The sequence below is a fragment of the Streptomyces sp. NPDC056580 genome, assembly GCF_042793175.1.
Taxonomy (GTDB): domain Bacteria; phylum Actinomycetota; class Actinomycetes; order Streptomycetales; family Streptomycetaceae; genus Streptomyces.
The window spans coordinates 14,319-29,803 of sequence record NZ_JBHTVE010000010.1; the positions used below are offsets into that span (position 1 = coordinate 14,319).

18 protein-coding genes are annotated in these 15,485 nt (G+C 72.4%); 7 read left to right on the forward strand and 11 right to left on the reverse strand.

From position 1 onward, the window contains the following. Window positions 1–114: 114 nt before the first annotated feature. Both ACFQ9Z_RS22715 and ACFQ9Z_RS22720 read right to left on the reverse strand, forming a co-directional pair. Window positions 115–1,299, reverse strand: a complete 1,185-nt coding sequence (locus ACFQ9Z_RS22715; RefSeq protein ID WP_383021580.1) for a glutathionylspermidine synthase family protein — start codon at window positions 1,297–1,299, stop codon at window positions 115–117. 13 nt (window positions 1,300–1,312) lie between these two features. Beyond that, window positions 1,313–1,654, reverse strand: a complete 342-nt coding sequence (locus ACFQ9Z_RS22720) for a hypothetical protein (RefSeq protein WP_383021583.1) — start codon at window positions 1,652–1,654, stop codon at window positions 1,313–1,315. 119 nt (window positions 1,655–1,773) lie between these two features. Here ACFQ9Z_RS22720 and ACFQ9Z_RS22725 point away from each other — a divergent pair, with 119 nt between their 5' ends. Next, window positions 1,774–2,595, forward strand: a complete 822-nt coding sequence (locus ACFQ9Z_RS22725) for a DMT family transporter (protein ID WP_383022401.1) — start codon at window positions 1,774–1,776, stop codon at window positions 2,593–2,595. A 68-nt stretch (window positions 2,596–2,663) separates the two neighbouring features. On the opposite strand, the gene ACFQ9Z_RS22730 is transcribed toward ACFQ9Z_RS22725, so the two are convergent. Then, window positions 2,664–3,044 (reverse strand): helix-turn-helix domain-containing protein, encoded by a 381-nt coding sequence (locus tag ACFQ9Z_RS22730; protein WP_383021586.1) that lies wholly within the window; start codon window positions 3,042–3,044, stop codon window positions 2,664–2,666. Window positions 3,045–3,296: 252 nt separating this feature from the next. Between ACFQ9Z_RS22730 and ACFQ9Z_RS22735 the strand changes: the two genes are divergently transcribed. Both ACFQ9Z_RS22735 and ACFQ9Z_RS22740 read left to right on the forward strand, forming a co-directional pair. Next, window positions 3,297–4,349, forward strand: a complete 1,053-nt coding sequence (locus tag ACFQ9Z_RS22735; RefSeq protein ID WP_383021589.1) for a hypothetical protein — start codon at window positions 3,297–3,299, stop codon at window positions 4,347–4,349. A gap of 37 nt (window positions 4,350–4,386) precedes the next feature. Further along, the gene (locus ACFQ9Z_RS22740) at window positions 4,387–4,797 is read left to right on the forward strand and encodes a hypothetical protein (protein ID WP_383021592.1); all 411 of its coding nucleotides are present in this window, start codon (window positions 4,387–4,389) and stop codon (window positions 4,795–4,797) included. Between the two features lie 99 nt (window positions 4,798–4,896). Here ACFQ9Z_RS22740 and ACFQ9Z_RS22745 read toward each other — a convergent pair whose 3' ends face one another. Next, window positions 4,897–5,223 carry a hypothetical protein gene (locus ACFQ9Z_RS22745; RefSeq protein WP_383021595.1) on the reverse strand — a complete coding sequence of 109 codons (327 nt, stop codon included), beginning with the start codon at window positions 5,221–5,223 and terminating at the stop codon, window positions 4,897–4,899. A 42-nt stretch (window positions 5,224–5,265) separates the two neighbouring features. Here ACFQ9Z_RS22745 and ACFQ9Z_RS22750 point away from each other — a divergent pair, with 42 nt between their 5' ends. Both ACFQ9Z_RS22750 and ACFQ9Z_RS22755 read left to right on the forward strand, forming a co-directional pair. After that, window positions 5,266–5,937: a contact-dependent growth inhibition system immunity protein gene (locus tag ACFQ9Z_RS22750; RefSeq protein WP_383021600.1), complete on the forward strand. Its 672-nt coding sequence runs from the start codon at window positions 5,266–5,268 to the stop codon at window positions 5,935–5,937. 125 nt (window positions 5,938–6,062) lie between these two features. Beyond that, window positions 6,063–6,551, forward strand: a complete 489-nt coding sequence (locus tag ACFQ9Z_RS22755) for an ATP-binding protein (RefSeq protein ID WP_383021604.1) — start codon at window positions 6,063–6,065, stop codon at window positions 6,549–6,551. Here the strand turns inward: ACFQ9Z_RS22755 and ACFQ9Z_RS22760 are convergent. From ACFQ9Z_RS22760 to ACFQ9Z_RS22770, 3 genes are all read right to left on the reverse strand, one after another. Further along, the gene (locus ACFQ9Z_RS22760; RefSeq protein WP_383021609.1) at window positions 6,545–6,802 is read right to left on the reverse strand and encodes a Txe/YoeB family addiction module toxin; all 258 of its coding nucleotides are present in this window, start codon (window positions 6,800–6,802) and stop codon (window positions 6,545–6,547) included. The two genes, ACFQ9Z_RS22755 and ACFQ9Z_RS22760, sit on opposite strands and share 7 nt — an antisense overlap. Continuing rightward, window positions 6,799–7,077 carry a type II toxin-antitoxin system Phd/YefM family antitoxin gene (locus ACFQ9Z_RS22765; RefSeq protein WP_383021613.1) on the reverse strand — a complete coding sequence of 93 codons (279 nt, stop codon included), beginning with the start codon at window positions 7,075–7,077 and terminating at the stop codon, window positions 6,799–6,801. The genes ACFQ9Z_RS22760 and ACFQ9Z_RS22765 overlap by 4 nt, the downstream gene beginning before the upstream one ends. A 103-nt stretch (window positions 7,078–7,180) precedes the next feature. Further along, the gene (locus tag ACFQ9Z_RS22770; RefSeq protein WP_383021618.1) at window positions 7,181–8,569 is read right to left on the reverse strand and encodes a PLP-dependent aminotransferase family protein; all 1,389 of its coding nucleotides are present in this window, start codon (window positions 8,567–8,569) and stop codon (window positions 7,181–7,183) included. 46 nt (window positions 8,570–8,615) lie between these two features. Between ACFQ9Z_RS22770 and ACFQ9Z_RS22775 the strand changes: the two genes are divergently transcribed. Then, the gene (locus ACFQ9Z_RS22775; protein ID WP_383021622.1) at window positions 8,616–9,116 is read left to right on the forward strand and encodes a carboxymuconolactone decarboxylase family protein; all 501 of its coding nucleotides are present in this window, start codon (window positions 8,616–8,618) and stop codon (window positions 9,114–9,116) included. Further along, window positions 9,113–9,862, forward strand: coding sequence for an isocitrate lyase/phosphoenolpyruvate mutase family protein (locus ACFQ9Z_RS22780; protein ID WP_383021626.1), 750 nt, complete (start codon window positions 9,113–9,115; stop codon window positions 9,860–9,862). The genes ACFQ9Z_RS22775 and ACFQ9Z_RS22780 overlap by 4 nt, the downstream gene beginning before the upstream one ends. A gap of 6 nt (window positions 9,863–9,868) precedes the next feature. Here ACFQ9Z_RS22780 and ACFQ9Z_RS22785 read toward each other — a convergent pair whose 3' ends face one another. From ACFQ9Z_RS22785 to ACFQ9Z_RS22800, 4 genes are read right to left on the reverse strand one after another with little or no spacing between them, the layout of a single operon-like run. Continuing rightward, entirely contained in the window at window positions 9,869–10,828 is a 960-nt protein-coding gene (locus ACFQ9Z_RS22785) for an ABC transporter substrate-binding protein (RefSeq protein WP_383021629.1), read from the reverse strand. 1 nt (window position 10,829) lies between these two features. Then, complete coding sequence (locus ACFQ9Z_RS22790) at window positions 10,830–12,776, reverse strand: ABC transporter permease (protein WP_383021632.1); 1,947 nt, start codon at window positions 12,774–12,776, stop codon at window positions 10,830–10,832. Further along, entirely contained in the window at window positions 12,776–13,933 is a 1,158-nt protein-coding gene (locus ACFQ9Z_RS22795) for a glycine betaine/L-proline ABC transporter ATP-binding protein (RefSeq protein ID WP_383021636.1), read from the reverse strand. The genes ACFQ9Z_RS22790 and ACFQ9Z_RS22795 overlap by 1 nt, the downstream gene beginning before the upstream one ends. Continuing rightward, complete coding sequence (locus tag ACFQ9Z_RS22800) at window positions 13,930–15,462, reverse strand: GMC family oxidoreductase (RefSeq protein ID WP_383021641.1); 1,533 nt, start codon at window positions 15,460–15,462, stop codon at window positions 13,930–13,932. Before ACFQ9Z_RS22800 ends, ACFQ9Z_RS22795 begins: the two co-directional genes overlap by 4 nt. Window positions 15,463–15,485: the final 23 nt, after the last annotated feature.

The following is a 15,485-nucleotide window of genomic DNA, read 5'->3' on the forward strand; positions in this document are numbered from 1 at the left end:
GTGCGTGGCGTCGCGCGGCGTCCGGTGCCTGGCGTCGCAGGCCGTCCGGTGCCTGGCGTCGCGCGGCGTCCGGTGTGTGGCGTCGCGCGGCAGAGGCCGCTTCCGCGACCGGCCCTAGAGGATCACGTGCGGGAGGAAGCGGGCGTACCCGTCGGTGATCAGGCCCGACGACTCGCGGATGCCGAGGCCGGCGGGTTCGTCGCGGACGGTCCAGGCGCCGAGGACGACGTGGTTGCCGTCGAAGGCGGGCAGCGGGGCGAGTTGCTGGTAGCAGCAGGGTTCGTCGCGCACGGCCGCGGGCCCGCCCGGCTCGTGCACGGTGACGCCCTCGCCCTCCCGGCCCAGCAGCGGCTTGGCCACGTAACCGGTGGTCCGGGCCAGTTCGCGGGGGCCGTCGAGGTGGGCGGGGAGCAGGTTCGGGTGGCCGGGGTACAGCTCCCAGAGGACGGCCAGCAGGGCCTTGTTGCTGAGCAGCATCTTCCAGGCGGGTTCGATCCACAGGGTGGTGCCGCTGCCGCCGCCGTTGTCGAGGGTGTCGAGGACGTGCCCGGCGAACGCGTCGGTGGTGAGCCACTCCCAGGGGTAGAGCTTGAAGACGGCGCGGATGAACCGCAGTCCGTTGTCCACGAAACGGCCGGAGAGGGTGTCCCAGCCGATCTCCTCCATGGAGATCCAGTCGGTGGCGAGTCCGGCCTGCTCGGCGGTCTCCTTCAGGTAGGCGACCGTCATCAGGTCCTCGCCGAGTTCGTCGGCGGAGGAGTGCGCGAAGTGCAGCGGGCTGCCCGGCGGGAGCAGCGCGGCCTGCTCGCGCCAGGCGTCGACCAGGCGTTCGTGCAGGGAGTTCCACTGGTCGGCGCGGGGGAAGCGCTCCTCCATCCAGAACCACTGGGGCGAGGCGGCCTCGACCAGTGAGGTGGGGGTGTCCGCGTTGTACTCCAGCAGTTTCGCCGGGCCGGTGCCGTCGTACCGGAGGTCGAAGCGGCCGTAGACGGACGGCAGTTCGGCACGGCGGCGCCAGGCTTCGGCGACGGCCGCGACGACCCGCGGGTCGGTGATGCCTAGGTCGGCGAAACGGTCCTGCGCCACGATGTGCCCGGCGGCGGCCAGGCACATGCGGTGCAGCTCCGCGACGGTCTCCTCCAGCGCCTCGACCTCTTCCAGGGTGAAGGCGTAGTAGGCGCTCTCGTCCCAGTAGGGGCGCAGGGAGCCGTCGGGGTGGCGGGTGAGCGGATAGACGAGCCCCTGCTCCTCGACGGTCCGCTGCCAGCCGGGGCGGGGGGTGATGGTCCGGCGTTCCATGGTGAGCCGGCGGTCAGCCGCCGGAGCCGCCCTTGCCGCCGCCGAAGCCCCCGCGGTGCACTCCGCCGCCGCCCGAGGAGCCGCCCGAGCCCTTGCCCGGCTTGGTGAAGGAGCCGCCGGAGGCCCAGGAGCCCTTCCTCTTGCCGCCGTAGTACCAGGAGCCGTTCACCGGGGCCTTGGCGGACTTGCAGTTCTTGTCGGAGACGACCTTGTAGCCCTGGCCCATGCGGTAGCTGTCCCGGTCGACGCAGCGCTTGTCCGGGTCGGAGGAGCAGGCCGTCAGGGCGGCGGCGAGCAGGCCCATGCCGCCGAGGACGACCGTGGTGGAGCGCAGTCGCGCGCGCGTGTTCGCCATGTGGTGTCTCCCCCGCCTGCTGTTCGGTGTGCGGCGGTCAGCCTAGGCGTTCGGCCGCGGGTTCCCGCAACGGGCCCCGCGGACCCGCCCTCCCCTAGAGTCGGTCCGTGCTGTTCGGAATGGTGTGCGCCCTCGGCGCTGCGGTCTGCTTCGGTACCGCGACGGTGTTGCAGGCGATGGCCGCGCGGCAGGCCGGTGCCGGCGGCGGCGAAGTGGCCCTGCTGCTGCGGGCCCTGCGGCAGTGGCGGTACCTGGCCGGGCTGGCGCTGGACGGGCTGGGTTTCCTGTTCCAGATCGCGGCGCTGCGCTCGATCCCGATCTACGCGGTGAGCGCGGCACTGGCCTCCAGCCTCGCGGTGACGGCGGTGGTCGCGGCACGGCTGCTGCGGGCGCGGCTGAGCGGCACGGAGTGGGGCGCGGTGGGCGTGGTGTGCGCCGGGCTCGCGATACTGGGCCTGGCGTCCGGGCCGGAGGGCGCCGAGGGCGGTTCGCAGGCACTGAAGTGGGCGATGCTGGCGACGGCGGCCGGCATGGCGGTGCTCGCTCTGCTGGGCGGGCGGCTGTCGGGGCGGATGCGGGCCCTGGTCCTGGGTCTCGGGGCGGGTTTCGGGTTCGGCGTGGTGGAGGTGGCGGTGCGGCTGGTCGACTCGCTGCGGCCGGCCGGGCTGTTCACGAACCCGGCGTTCTACGCCCTCCTGACCGGCGGCGCCGCCGCTTTCGTGCTGCTGACCTCGGCCCTGCAGCGCGGCTCGGTGACCACGGCGACGGCCGGCATGGTGATCGGCGAGACGATCGGCCCGGCGGCGGTGGGCGTCGTCTGGCTCGGCGACCGCACCCGGGAGGGCCTGGGCTGGCTGGCCGCCCTCGGGTTCGCGGTGGCGGTGGCGGGGGCGCTGGCACTGGCGCGGTTCGGGGAGGCGCCGGCCGCGGAGGAGGACTGAGCCCGCTGCGGAGAGAAGCGAGTAAGCGGAGAGGGCGGTCGGATGCCGACCGCCCCTCCTTGCTCACCTCAGCCGCGCTCGGCCATCCGCATGAACGCGGCCCACTCACCGGCGCCGACGGTGAGGGACGCCTCCCCCGGCCGCTTGGAGTCACGGACCAGCACGGCCGTACCGGCGTCCGCGACCTCGACACAGTCGCCACCATTGCGAGCGCCGCCCCGCGCACCCAGCACCCGGCCCACCGCGTCGATCAGTTCCGGCTTGGGAATCCGCCGCCCCTGCTCCACCGCCGCGATCTGCGCCTCGCCGTACCCGACCCGCTCCCCCAACTGCGCCTGAGTGAGGCCGCCCTGCTCCCGCAGCAACTTGATCTGACGCCCGAAGCAGCGCAGAAACTCCCCGCCGGCTTCCCCCTCCGCACCCGCGCCCGAGTCCGCCCCCGACTCCATACGACCCTCCTCGCCCACCGCTCACCGTCCGTGATCGCAGAGTAGGAGTCGCGTACGTCAACCGATCGCAATCTCGGGCAGGTTGACTCGTGTGAGTGAACGCTGACCAGCGAAAGCTTTCTTCACTCGACGCGTTCATCCGCGCACTCACGGTGCGGTACGGTCACCCCAACAGCACACAAAGAACTCGGCCCCCGCAACGGCGGCAACCGTTCGCGAGGGCCTGAACCACCAGTGGAACAGGACTCCACCGTGATTTACCGGCACTGTATCGCGCCCCCGCGCGCCTACACCCAGTTCTCGCACGACATCATCCGGCACCCCCGCCTCTCCTCGGACGCGGTCCGCCTGCTGACCTGGCAGCTCTCCCTCCCCCAGGGCACAAGGGAATCCCTCTCCCGAACCGCCGAACGAGCCAACATCGGCGCCTGCGCCTTCACCCGAGCCAAGCGCCAGCTCAAGGACGAAGGCTTCGTGCACGAGAGGCGCGTCCAGGGCCCCGGCGGCCACTGGGTCACCCAACAGCTCGTCTCCAACGTGCCGTTGAACCCCGCCGAAGCCACCAAGCTCCTCGCCCGGATGCCCGTCGCGCCGCCGCAGGTCGCACCGAGTCCCCTGAATCCGGCGGCCGGTGAGCGGACCGCTCGGCTCACCGACGGTCTTCCCTACGACGACACCCATCGGAACACCCACAACCAACCCCCCAAACCCCCCGAGGACGCACCCGATGCCCCCGCACCCGCCGAAGCCGCGCACGCCTCGCCAGCCCCGGAAACCCCGCAAGCCCAGGTAGACGGCGAGGACCACGAGGAGGGAAGGGCCGAGCCCCCAACTCCCCACCTCGAACAGGCCCGCGCCCTCGCCGCCTCCTACCGCGACCTCGACCCGGCCCTGCGCACCATCCCCCGCCCGATGCACGCCGAGCTGACGGACCTCACCGCCCGCTGGCTCGCCGCCGGGCACCCGCCCGCCGCGATCCGCGCCCACATCCTGCGCAACCTCCCCGACGGCGACACCCGCGTCCACCGCCCCGGCGGCCTCCTGCGCTACCTCCTCACCGAGGTACCACCGGTATCGCCTGCGCCCACCTCGCCCCCGCCGCCGAACACGCCCCCGTACGCCCTGCAGGCGCACCCCGGCCTCTCCACCCGGCTCGCCACCCTCCGCGAATGCGAGGGCGACCACGTACAGGCGACCCTCTTCCGGCCGGTCGGCGACGAGACGTTGTGCCGCCCCTGTCTCAACTCACCGCACCCGGGCATCCGACCTACACCACGCACACCGCAGGCACCGGTCCTCGCATGACTCCCCACTGTCAGCGGCCCCTGGCAGCATGCACGCCATGGGAGCGAGAGACGACAGCGACGGGGCGTACGTCATCGGCCTGTGCAAGGCCCGGGACAACGACGAGGACCGGGTCACCGACGCCTTCCGCACCTGGCTGCTCGCCGAGGGCTGGACGCCGGTCGAGCCCACGGACCGCTGGACCGACCTCGAAGCGGTGCGCGGCGAAGAACGGCTGATCTGCGAGGCCAAGGGCCGTACCAGTGAGAAGGGCATCGACGCCGACATCGCCTACGGGCAACTGCTGCGCCGCATGACGAACCAGGATGCCCGGACACGGTACGCGCTCGTCGTGCCCTCCTCGTCCGTGAAGGCCGTCGAGCGCGTTCCAGGTCACGTCCGCGACCTGCTGCGGATAGAGGTGTACGAGGTGACGGACGACAACAGGGTTCGCCGGCTGTCGGCGTGAGGGAAGCCGCCCCGGTGGAGCGATGAGACCGGGCCCCCCTTCCCCGACAGGCCAGACACCCTCGCCCGCCACCCCGTCGATCGCAGCGACGAGACCGCATCACCAAGGCAGGGGGTCAGGACGTCGGTTCCACCACCAGCCGCTTCCCGGGGCAATGCCTTTCACACGGGCCAATTCCCTGCACAGCTGGTCGGCGTCCTCGACCGTCATCTGAGCGAAAAGCGCGTCGAGAGACTCAAGGGCGTTCTGGAGCAAGGCGGCCGCTGCCTCGGGGAGTTGTTTGCTCGTCTGCTCCAGTTCGTCCCTCGCCTCAAGACGTTCGAGATACAGGGCGGGCGGAAACCAGCCGGACGGCGCCCAATCGGCCTCCATCTGCCGGACGAGCCTCTCCCAGGCGCCGAGCCGCTTGCCCGCATGCGTCCTCACCTCCTATCCCGTCCCCTAGAACCAGACAGGCCGACAGCGACGATGACACCGGTGGACGACCGCTTCCACGAACTGCGCCGGCTTCTTCAGGCGTACGAACAGCCCGGTCACGCATTCGACGACACGTTCGAAGCGGCCGGTACGGCGCTGGGCGCATATCTCCGGGTCGCTGCCCATGCACCGGCCCGTGCGGCCGAAGCAGCGCGGGAGATCAGGGACCTTCTGGCACTCGGACTCTTCGACGAGGAGATCGCGGACGACGTCGATCTGCTTCCGCACATCGCGCCGCCCCCGGGCGTCGGCGTGGAGGACTGTCTGCGCGTCGTTCTGCACCATCTGGAGCGCTTCCTCGCCTCTCCGGCGGTTCCCCGCCCCTCGGTGCGCCCCGCGATCGCGTGGGAATGGCGGGAGCGGTTCCCGGCGCTGGCCCATCTGCTCGGCGCGTACTTCTACCAGGACAGCCTGGAGCTCGAGTACGAGTCCCATGCCGAGGCAGTGGACGACTACCTCTCCGGTGAACCGGTCGAGGACGTGAGGCGAGCCGCGTCCGACATCACGGAGTTCCTGGCCCTGAACCCGTCGGAGGACGAGCTCCACGAGGCGGCGGCGGCACTCGGCCTCAGCGAGCCGCCGCCTGCGGGTGTCTCACCGCGCCAGTGGCTCACCGACACCCGGGGCATCATCACGCACCGCCTGCTCGGTGGCACGGCCTGACAGCTGGCGGGCGGCTACGACCAGGACCCGACAAGCCAGACACCCTCGCCGGGCACCCCCACAGATCATGGTCGTGGGGGCGTCCCACCTGGTCAGCGGGTGTGGCGGCGCGGGATCTTCGGTGCGTGACCACTTCCCCCGGCCGGGTCCGACGGGCCGCGCTCCCGCTTCCGCTCCCGGAGCAGACGGTGTTCGGCTTCCGCTTCACTTCCTCACCGCGCGATGCCCGGCTCGCCCGCAGACTCGCCTCCTGCCAGATGGACGCGTGGGGCTGGCACCCCGGCACGCCCCCGCACGACGCGGTGGAACTGATCGTCGGCGAGCTGGCCGCGAACTCCGTCACCCACGGGCGGGTCCCCGGCAGGGACGCCGCGCTTCGGCTGTGCCGGCGAGACGGTGAGGGCCGGGTCCGGATCGAGGTGAGCGACACCCGCGGTGAGCGGCTGCCCGTGGTACAGGACGCCGGAAGCGAGGAGGACGGCGGCCGGGGACTCGTCCTGGTCACCGCACTGGCCAAGGAGTGGGGTGTGATGGCCCGCCCTGGTGCTCCCGGCAAGACAGTGTGGGCCGTCGTAGGCACCGGGGTCCCGCCGGCATCGCGGGAACGTCAGTAGTGGTACCTGGCCTTGATGATCACGACTTCTTTCTCGGTGGCCCGGTAGACGAGCCGGTGCTCGTCGTCGATCCGGCGCGACCAGTAGCCCGACAGGTCGCCCTTCAGCGGTTCCGGTCTGCCGATGCCGGTGAAGGGATCGCGCTGGATCTCGCCGATGAGGCGGACGAGCTTGCGGAACGGTTTCCTGTCGGCGTCCTGCCAGTACAGGAGGTCCTCCCACCCGGTGGGCCGGAACCTTACGTCCCTCACTCCCCGTCCTCCGCAAGGGCCTGGAGTTCTTCCATGCTCCTGGTGATCACCGGAGTGTCGGCAGCCTTGTCCGCCGCGACGGCGGCCATGAGATGGGCGGCGTTGGCCGGCGAACGCAGCAGGTAGACGGTCTCCTGCCAGGAGCGGAAGTCATCGGCGGACATCAGTATGGCGTTGCCGCCCCTGGAGGTGATCTCGACGGGCTCATGGTCGTCGTTGACCTGCTGGATCAACGGGAAGAGTTTGGCTCGGGCCTCGCTGGCAGTGATGGACATGACCCACTCCGTCGGGATCGGCACAACTGGTACGTGAATGTCGTACCAGTCGCATGGTACAGGCATGCGGTACCGGTCGCGTGCATCTCGTACGGTGAACGGCTCACGGCAGCGCCCGGCACAGTGCCTCCAGCGCGCCCGCCCACGCGCTGTCCGGTGGCGTCCCGTACCCGACGACCAGCGCGTCGGCGGGCTCGGCGACGGCCTCGGGGTGCCGGTGGAAGGACAGGCCGTGCAGGGCCAGACCCTGCCAGGTCGCGGCCCGCACCACCGACTGCTCGGTGCCGGGCGGCAGCCGCAGCACCGCGTGCAGGCCGGCCGCGATCCCGGTGACCCGAACGCCGGGCGCGCGCTCGGCGACGGCGGCGGCGAGGGCGTCCCGGCGGCGCCGGTAGCGCAGCCGGGCGGAGCGGACGTGCCGGTCGTAGGCGCCGGAGGTGAGGAACTCGGCCAGGGTGAGCTGGTCCAGCACGCCGACGGTGTCGATCCGGCCCTTGGCCTCGGCCGCCTCCTCCGCCAGCGAGGGCGGCAGGACCATCCAGCCCAGCCTGAGGCCGGGCGCGAGGGCCTTGCTGGTGGTGCCGAGGTGGACGACCCGGCCGGGGTCGAGGCCCTGGAGCGCGCCGACGGGCTGGCGGTCGTAGCGGAACTCGCCGTCGTAGTCGTCCTCGAGGACCAGGGCGCCGGTGCGCCGCGCCCACTCCACCACCGCGGTCCGCCGGTCCGGGTGCAGGGGCGTGCCCATGGGGAACTGATGGGCGGGGGTGAGGAGTACCGCGCCCTCACCGGTCAACGCGCCTGTGTCCGTGCCCAGTTCGTCGTAGGGCAGGGCGGGGGTCGTGAGACCGGCGGCGCGCAGCAGGCCCCAGTGGGTGTCGAGGCCGTAGGACTCCACCGCCACCGACCGCACCCCGCGCGCCCGCAGCAGCGCGCCGAGGACGCGCAGGGCGTGCGAGAAGCCGGCGGTGATCACGATCGTCTCCGGGTCGGCGCGGACGCCGCGCACACGGGCGAGGTAGCCGGCGAGGGCGGTGCGCAGTTCGGCGCGACCGCGCGGGTCGCCGTAGCCGAGGGCGTCGGCCGGGGCGGCGGCCAGGGCGCGGCGGGCGGCCTTGAGCCACTCGGTGCGCGGGAAGGCGGTGAGGTCGGGACTGCCCGGCAGGAGGCTGTACGCCGGCCGGCCCGGCGGGCGGCGCCGGGGCGCGTCCGCCGCCGGCGGGATCACCGCTCGCTCCGCCACCCGGGTGCCGGAACCCTGGCGGGCGGTGAGCCAGCCCTCGGCCACCAGGTCGGCGTAGGCCTCGGCGACGGTGTTGCGGGCGATGCCGAGGTCGGCGGCGAGGGAACGGGAGGACGGCAGCCGGGTGCCGGGGGCGAGCAGGCCGGTGCGGACCGCGTCCCGCAGCGCGTCGGTCAGGCCGCGGCGCAGCCCGCTGGTCCCGGCCGGTTCCAGATGCAGGTCCACGCCCAGATTGGCCCAGGAATCCGCCATGGAAGTGGACCATACTCCTGGGCTGCCGGACTCCTAGTGTCGAAGCATGAGCAGCGCACAGGAAACCGTCGAGTACGCCACCGAACACGCCCCGCGTCTGGAGTGGGCCCGGCACGCGCCCGAGGTCTACAAGGCGATGGTCCGCCTGGACACCGCCGCCAGGCAGGGTCTGGACCCCCGGCTGCTGGAGCTGGTGAAGATCCGCGCCTCCCAGCTCAACCACTGCGCCTTCTGCCTGGACATGCACACCAAGGACGCGCTCGCGGCCGGCGAGAGCGTGGAGCGGATCGTGCAGCTCAGCGCCTGGGAGGAGTCCCGGCACTTCTACACGGAGAAGGAGCTGGCGGCGATCGAGCTGACCGAGGCGGTCACCGTGCTGACCGACGGGTTCGTGCCGGACGAGGTGTACGAGCGGGCCGCGAAGCGGTTCGAGGAGTCCGAGCTGGCCCAGCTGATCGCCGCGATCGCGGTGATCAACGCGTGGAACCGCTTCGGCGTGACCAGCCGGATGGCGCCGGGCCACTACCAGCCCGGACAGCACAGGTGAGCCGTGCCGCCGGGAAGCCGCCGGCCCCGACCGGGGCGGAACTGTTCCGCGCGCTGCACCGACGGCGCCCGCAGGGCGACCCGCTGGTGCTGCCCGGCCCGTGGGACGCGGCGAGCGCCCGGGTGTGCGCCGACGCGGGATTCCCGGCGCTGGCCACGCCCAGCGCCGGGATCGCCGCCTGTCTGGGCTACGTGGACGGCGACACCCCGGCCGCGGAGATGTTCGCCGCGGTGGCCAGGATCGCCCGCGCGGTGGACGTGCCGGTGTCCGCGGACGTCGAGGGCGGGTACGGGCTCGCGCCGAAGGAGCTGGTGGAGCGGCTGCTGGAGGCGGGCGCGGTGGGGTGCAACATCGAGGACTCGGCGGCGGGCGTCCTGAAGGACCCGCACGAGCACGCCGAGTACCTCGCCGGGGTCCGCTCGGCCGCCGCTGACCGGCTGTTCGTCAACGCCCGCGTCGACACCTTCGTGCACGGCGACGGCGACCCCGGACAGACCATCGCGCGCGCCGCGCTGTACGTGGCGGCGGGCGCGGACTGCGTGTACCCGATCCTCGCGCCGGCCGGTGTGCTTCCCCTGCTGCGGTCGGGCATCCAGGGCCCGCTCAACATGGTGGCCCGGCTGGACGGCGAGGGCCCCTCGCCCGCCGTGCTCGGCGAACTCGGGGCCACTCGCGTCACGTTCGGTCCGGGACTCCAGCGGCGGGCCGCGGCCGCGCTGGGCGGGATCGTCGCCGGACTGCGCTGAGCCGGGTCAGGACAGCCACTTCTTCCAGACGGACGGGTGGCTGTCCACCCACTTCTTCGCCGCGTCCTGCGGGCTCAGTTTCTGGTCGGCGATCATCAGCGAGACATCGTTCTGGTCCTGGGTCGTCCACTTGAACTTCTTCAGGAAGGCCGCCGCCTCGCCGCCGGACTTCGCGAAGCCGGAGTTCAGGTACTTCTGCAGCGGGGTGTGCGGGTAGGCGCAGGTGATCCTGGCCGGGTCGGCGTCGCAGCCCTCCTTGTACGGCGGCAGCTTCACCTCCGTCATGGGAACCTTCTTGAACAGCCACTGCGGCGCGTACCAGTACGTCAGGAAGGGCTTCTTCTCCTTGGCGAACTGTTTCATCTGGGTGATCTGCGCCGCCTCGGACCCGGCGAAGACGACCTGGTAGTCCAGCTTCAGGTTCTTCACCAGCGCCTTGTCGTTGGTGACGTAGGACGGGGAGCCGTCCATGAGCTGGCCCTTGCCGCCGCTCTCCGCGGTGCGGAAGAGGGAGGCGTACTTGTTCAGGTTGTGCCAGTCGGTGATGTCCGGGTGCTGCTTGACCAGGTAGGTGGGGACGTACCAGCCGATGTGGCCGGTCACCCCGAGACCGCCGCCGGACGCGATGGTCTTCTTGTCCTCGACGTACCGCTTCTCCTGGTCCGGGTGGCCCCAGTCCTCCAGGATGGCGTCGACCCGGCCCTGGCTGAGCGCGTCCCAGGCGGGCACCTCGTCGACCTGGACGGTGTCCACGCGGTAGCCCAGCTTGTGCTCCAGCAGGTACTGGGCGACGGCCACGTTGGACTGGGCGCCCACCCAGGACTGCACGGACAGGGTGACGGTCTTCGAGCCCCGCGCGTTGGCGAAGGGGCTGGCCTGCTTGGTCATGTCGGCGGCGCCGCAGCCGGTGAGCAGCGCGAGCGCGGACACGCCCGCGGCCACCGTGCAAGTCGTACGGAATCCCATGTCACACTCCCTTCTTCGCGCGCCGTTCGGTGGGCTGGGTCACCCGGTCGAGCATCAGGCCCAGGCAGACGATGGCCGCGCCGGCCACCAGGCCGGTCGCCAGGTCGCCCTGGGCGAGACCGAAGGCGACGTCGTAGCCGAGGGCGCCTGCGCCGACCAGGCCGCCGATGATGACGACGGCGAGGACCAGGACCACGCCCTGGTTGACGGCGAGCAGCAGCGAGCGGCGGGCCAGCGGCAGTTGCACCTGCCAGAGCTGCTGGCGGCCGGTGGCGCCGAGGGAGCGTGCGGACTCCAGGGCGGCCGGGTCGACCTGGCGCAGGCCCTGGGCGGTGATCCGGACGACGGCCGGCAGCGCGTACACGACGGCCGCGGCGACGGCCGGGGCGCGGCCGACGCCGAACAGGGCGACGACCGGGATCAGGTACACGAACTGCGGCATCGTCTGGAAGACGTCCAGCACCGGACGCAGCGCGCGTTCGACGCGGTCGCTGCGGGCCGCGGCGATGCCGGTGGCGAAGCCCAGGACGAGGGTGACGGCGACGGCGGCGAGCACCTGGGAGAGGGTGTCGAGGGAGGGCTTCCACACGCCGAGCACGCCGATCGCGGCCATGGCGAGGACGGCGGTCAGCGCGGTGCGCCAGGTGCCGATCAGCCAGGCCACGGCGGCGACCGCGAGCAGCACCGCCCACCAGGGCAGCCACTGCAGTCCGTCGCGGACCGGGTCGAGGACCCAGGTGGTGAAGTGGCCGGCCCAATCGGCGGTGCCGCCGACCACCGGGACACCGGAGTACAGGTGGGCGGTCATCCAGTCGACGGCGCGGTTGACCGGCTCGGCGATCGGCAGGGTCCAGCCGCCGGGCCAGTCGAGGGCGCCGAGCAGCCGGGTGGCCAGGGCGACGGCCACGGTGACGGCGAGGGCGTAGGCCCAGCCGACGGTGCGGGGGCGGCCGGCCGCCGTGCCGCCGTCGCCGGCCGCGCCGGTGACGCGGTCCAGGACGACCGCGAGCAGCACGATCGGGACCCCGGCGGCCAGGGCCGCACCCACGTCGACGGAGGCGAGGGCCTGGTAGACGCGGTCGCCGAGGCCGCCGGCGCCGATGACGGAGGCGATGACGGCCATGGACAGGGCCATCATGATCGTCTGGTTGAGGCCGAGCAGGAGTTCCTTGCGGGCCAGCGGGACCCGGGCCGTCAGCAGCCGCTGGCGGGCGGTGGCGCCGAGCGACTCCACGGCCTCCAGGACCTCGGGGTCGGCGCCGCGCAGACCGAGCGCGGTGAGCCGGGCCATCGGCGGGGCGGCGTAGACGACGGTGGCGAGCACGGCCGCGGGCACCCCGATGCCGAAGACCAGGACGACGGGCAGGAGGTAGGCGAACGCCGGGAGCACCTGCATGGTGTCCAGCACCGGGCGCAGCGCCCGGTCCAGCCGGTCGGAGAGGCCCGCGGCCAGGCCGAGCAGGGCGCCCACGGCCACCGAGGCCAGGACCGCGACCACCATGAGGGCCAGGGTCTGCATGGTCGGCACCCACATGCCGAGCACCCCGCAGGCCAGCAGGGCGGCGGCGGTGCCGGCGGCCAGCCGGACACCGGCGACGCGCCAGGCGACGAGGGCGCCGAAGGCGGTGACGCCGGCCCAGCCCGCGGCGAGCAGGGTGAGGTACACGGCGCGTACCGCGAGGACGACGGCGTTGCTGATGTAGCCGAAGAAGTACAGGAACAGGGGGTGGCTGTCGCGGTTGTCGATCACCCAGTCGCTGGCGGAGGCCAGGGGCTTGGAGAGGTCGACGGTGAGGGCGCCGGGCCAGGACGCACTGCCCCAGCGGGCGTTGACGAGGGGTACCAGGACCGCGGCGACGACGGCGAGCAGGAGGAGCTTCGCCGCGGCGCGGTGTCTGAGGACGCCGGGCAGGTGCGTGCGGGGGGCTGTCGCGGTGACCGTCGCCATCACACCGCCTCCGTGCCGGCGCGCAGGGCGGGCGCGGGCCGCGCCGCGCTCCGGACCGGTCCGGCCGCGTCCGCTCCGCCGTCCCCGGCCGGCGCGGCCCCGGTGCCGGCGACCACGTTCAGCAACTGCTCGTGTCCGACCACTCCGAGGCACTTGCCCTCGTTCATCACACGGGCCGGGGCGCCGGCCCGGGCCACCGCCTCGATGGCCTCGGCGACGGTGGCCTCCGGGCGGACGGCGGGGCCGTGGCCGGCCTCCTCCAGGGACGCGGGGCGCATGGCGCTGCGGCAGGTGACGACCTGCTCGCGCGGCACGTCCTGGACGAACTCGCGGACGTAGTCGTCGGCGGGGGCGGAGACGATCTCCTCGGGGGTGCCGAGCTGGACGACACGGCCGTCGCGCATCAGGGCGATGCGGTCGCCGAGCTTCAGCGCCTCGGAGAGGTCGTGGGTGATGAAGACCATCGTGCGGCCCTCCTCGCTGTGCAGCCGGGCCACCTCCTGCTGCATGTCGCGCCGGATCAGCGGGTCGAGCGCGCTGAACGGCTCGTCGAACAGCAGGACCTCGGGGTCGACGGCGAGCGCCCGGGCGAGACCGACGCGCTGGCGCTGGCCGCCGGAGAGCTGGGCGGGGCGGCGCTTCTCCATGCCTTCGAGGCCGACCTTGGCGACCATCTCGGCGGCCCGCTCGCGCCGTTCGGACCGGCCGACGCCCTGGATCTCCAGGCCGTAGGCGACGTTGTCGAGGACCGTGCGGTGCGGGAGCAGGCCGAAGTGCTGGAAGACCATCGCGGCACGGTGGCGGCGCAGTTCGCGCAGGCGCGCCCGGTCCATCGCGCGCACGTCCTCGCCGTCGATGGCGATGGTCCCGGCGGTGGGCTCGATGAGCCGGGTCAGACAGCGCACCAGGGTGGACTTGCCGGAGCCGGACAGGCCCATCACCACGAAGACCTCGCCCTTGCGGACGTCGAAGGAGACGTCCCGGACGGCGGCCGTGCAGCCGGTGCGGGAGCGCAGGTCGGCGGGGTTGAGGGCGCTCAGCTCCGGGTCCCCGGGGACGCGGCCGGCCTTGGGGCCGAACACCTTCCACAGTCCGTCGACGGAGAAGACGGGGACGTCGCCGGTGGGCGGCTTGCGGGTGGGAACGGTGAGCGTCATCGCGCATCGCCTCCGATCAGGTCGACGGCCTTCTCCCCGACCATGAGCACCCCGATCATCGGGTTGACCGCCGTCATGGTCGGGAAGACGGAGGCGTCGGCGACGCGGATGCCGTCGAGGCCGCGGATGCGCAGCTCCGGGTCGACGACGGCGAGCGGATCGTCCGCGGCGCCCATCCGGCAGGTGCCGGCCGGGTGGTAGACGGTGTGCGCGACCTTGCGGGCGTACTCGCTGAGTTCGGCGTCGTCCTGGACCTCGGGGCCGGGGCAGACCTCCCGCTTGAGCCAGCCGGCCAGCGGCTCGGTCTCGGCGATCCGGCGGGCGATGCGGATGCCGTCGACCAGGGTCCGCGCGTCGTAGTCGTCCTCGTCGGTGAAGTAGCGGAAGTCCAGCGCGGGCTTCACGGACGGGTCGGCGCTGGTGAGGTAGAGGCGGCCGCGGCTCTTCGGCTTGGGGATGTTCGGTGTCATCGAGACGCCGAACTCCGGCCGCTCGTAGCCCAGTCGCTCCGGGTTGTCGGTGAACGGGATCTGGTAGAAGTGGAACATCAGGTCCGGGCCCTGGTGACCGGGGTCGCGGCGCACGAACAGGCCCGCGTCGGAGTCCATCGCGGAGTTCTCCGGGATCGGCCCGTTCGTCTCCCAGACGATCACCGACTCGGGGTGGTCGAGCAGGTTCTCGCCGACACCGGGCAGGTCGTGGGCGACGGGGATGCCGAGCGCCTCCAGGTCCTCGCGCGGGCCGATGCCGGAGTGCAGCAGCAGACGGGGCGAGTCGACGGCGCCCGCGCACAGCACGACCTCGGAGCGGGCCCGTACCAGCAGTTCCTCGCCGTCCTTGGTGCGCACGCGCACGCCCTCGGCGCGGGTGCCGTCCAGCTCCAGCTTGTACGCCCAGGTCTCCAGGAACAAGTGGAGGTTGGGGCGTTCGTCCATGACGGGGTGCAGGTACGCCACCGAGGCGGAGGAGCGCTTGTTGTCCTCGGGGTGGTAGGCGAGGTCGAAGAAGCCGGCGCCCTCGGTGAACGGCTTCTCGTTGAAGCCCTCGACGCGCGGGACGCCGAGCGCCGCCTGCGCGGCGTCGACGAAGTCGCGGGCGATGGCGTTGCGGTCCTTCTCGTCGACGGAGACGATGTTGTTCTTCAGGCGGGCGAAGTAGGCCTCCATCGGCACGGCGCCCCAGCCCTTGGCGCCGGCCTCCTCCCACTCGTCCCAGTCGGACGGCAGCGGCTTGAAGGAGATGAGGGTGTTGTGGGAGGAGCAGCCGCCCAGCACCCGGGCCCGGCTGTGCCGGATGTGCGAGTTGCCGCGGGGCTGTTCGGTGGTCGGGTAGTCGTAGTCGAGTTCGCCGCCGAGCAGGCCCATCCAGCGGCGCAGGGTCAGCACGTCGTCGCGGCCGACGTCGCTGGGGCCGCCCTCGATGACCGCGACGGTCACGTCCGGGTTCTCCGTCAGCCGGGAGGCGATGACGGAACCGGCTGTTCCGCCGCCGATGACGACGTAGTCGAATTCGTGGGTGTGATCGGGCATGGGGTGGTTACTCCTGCGGGGTG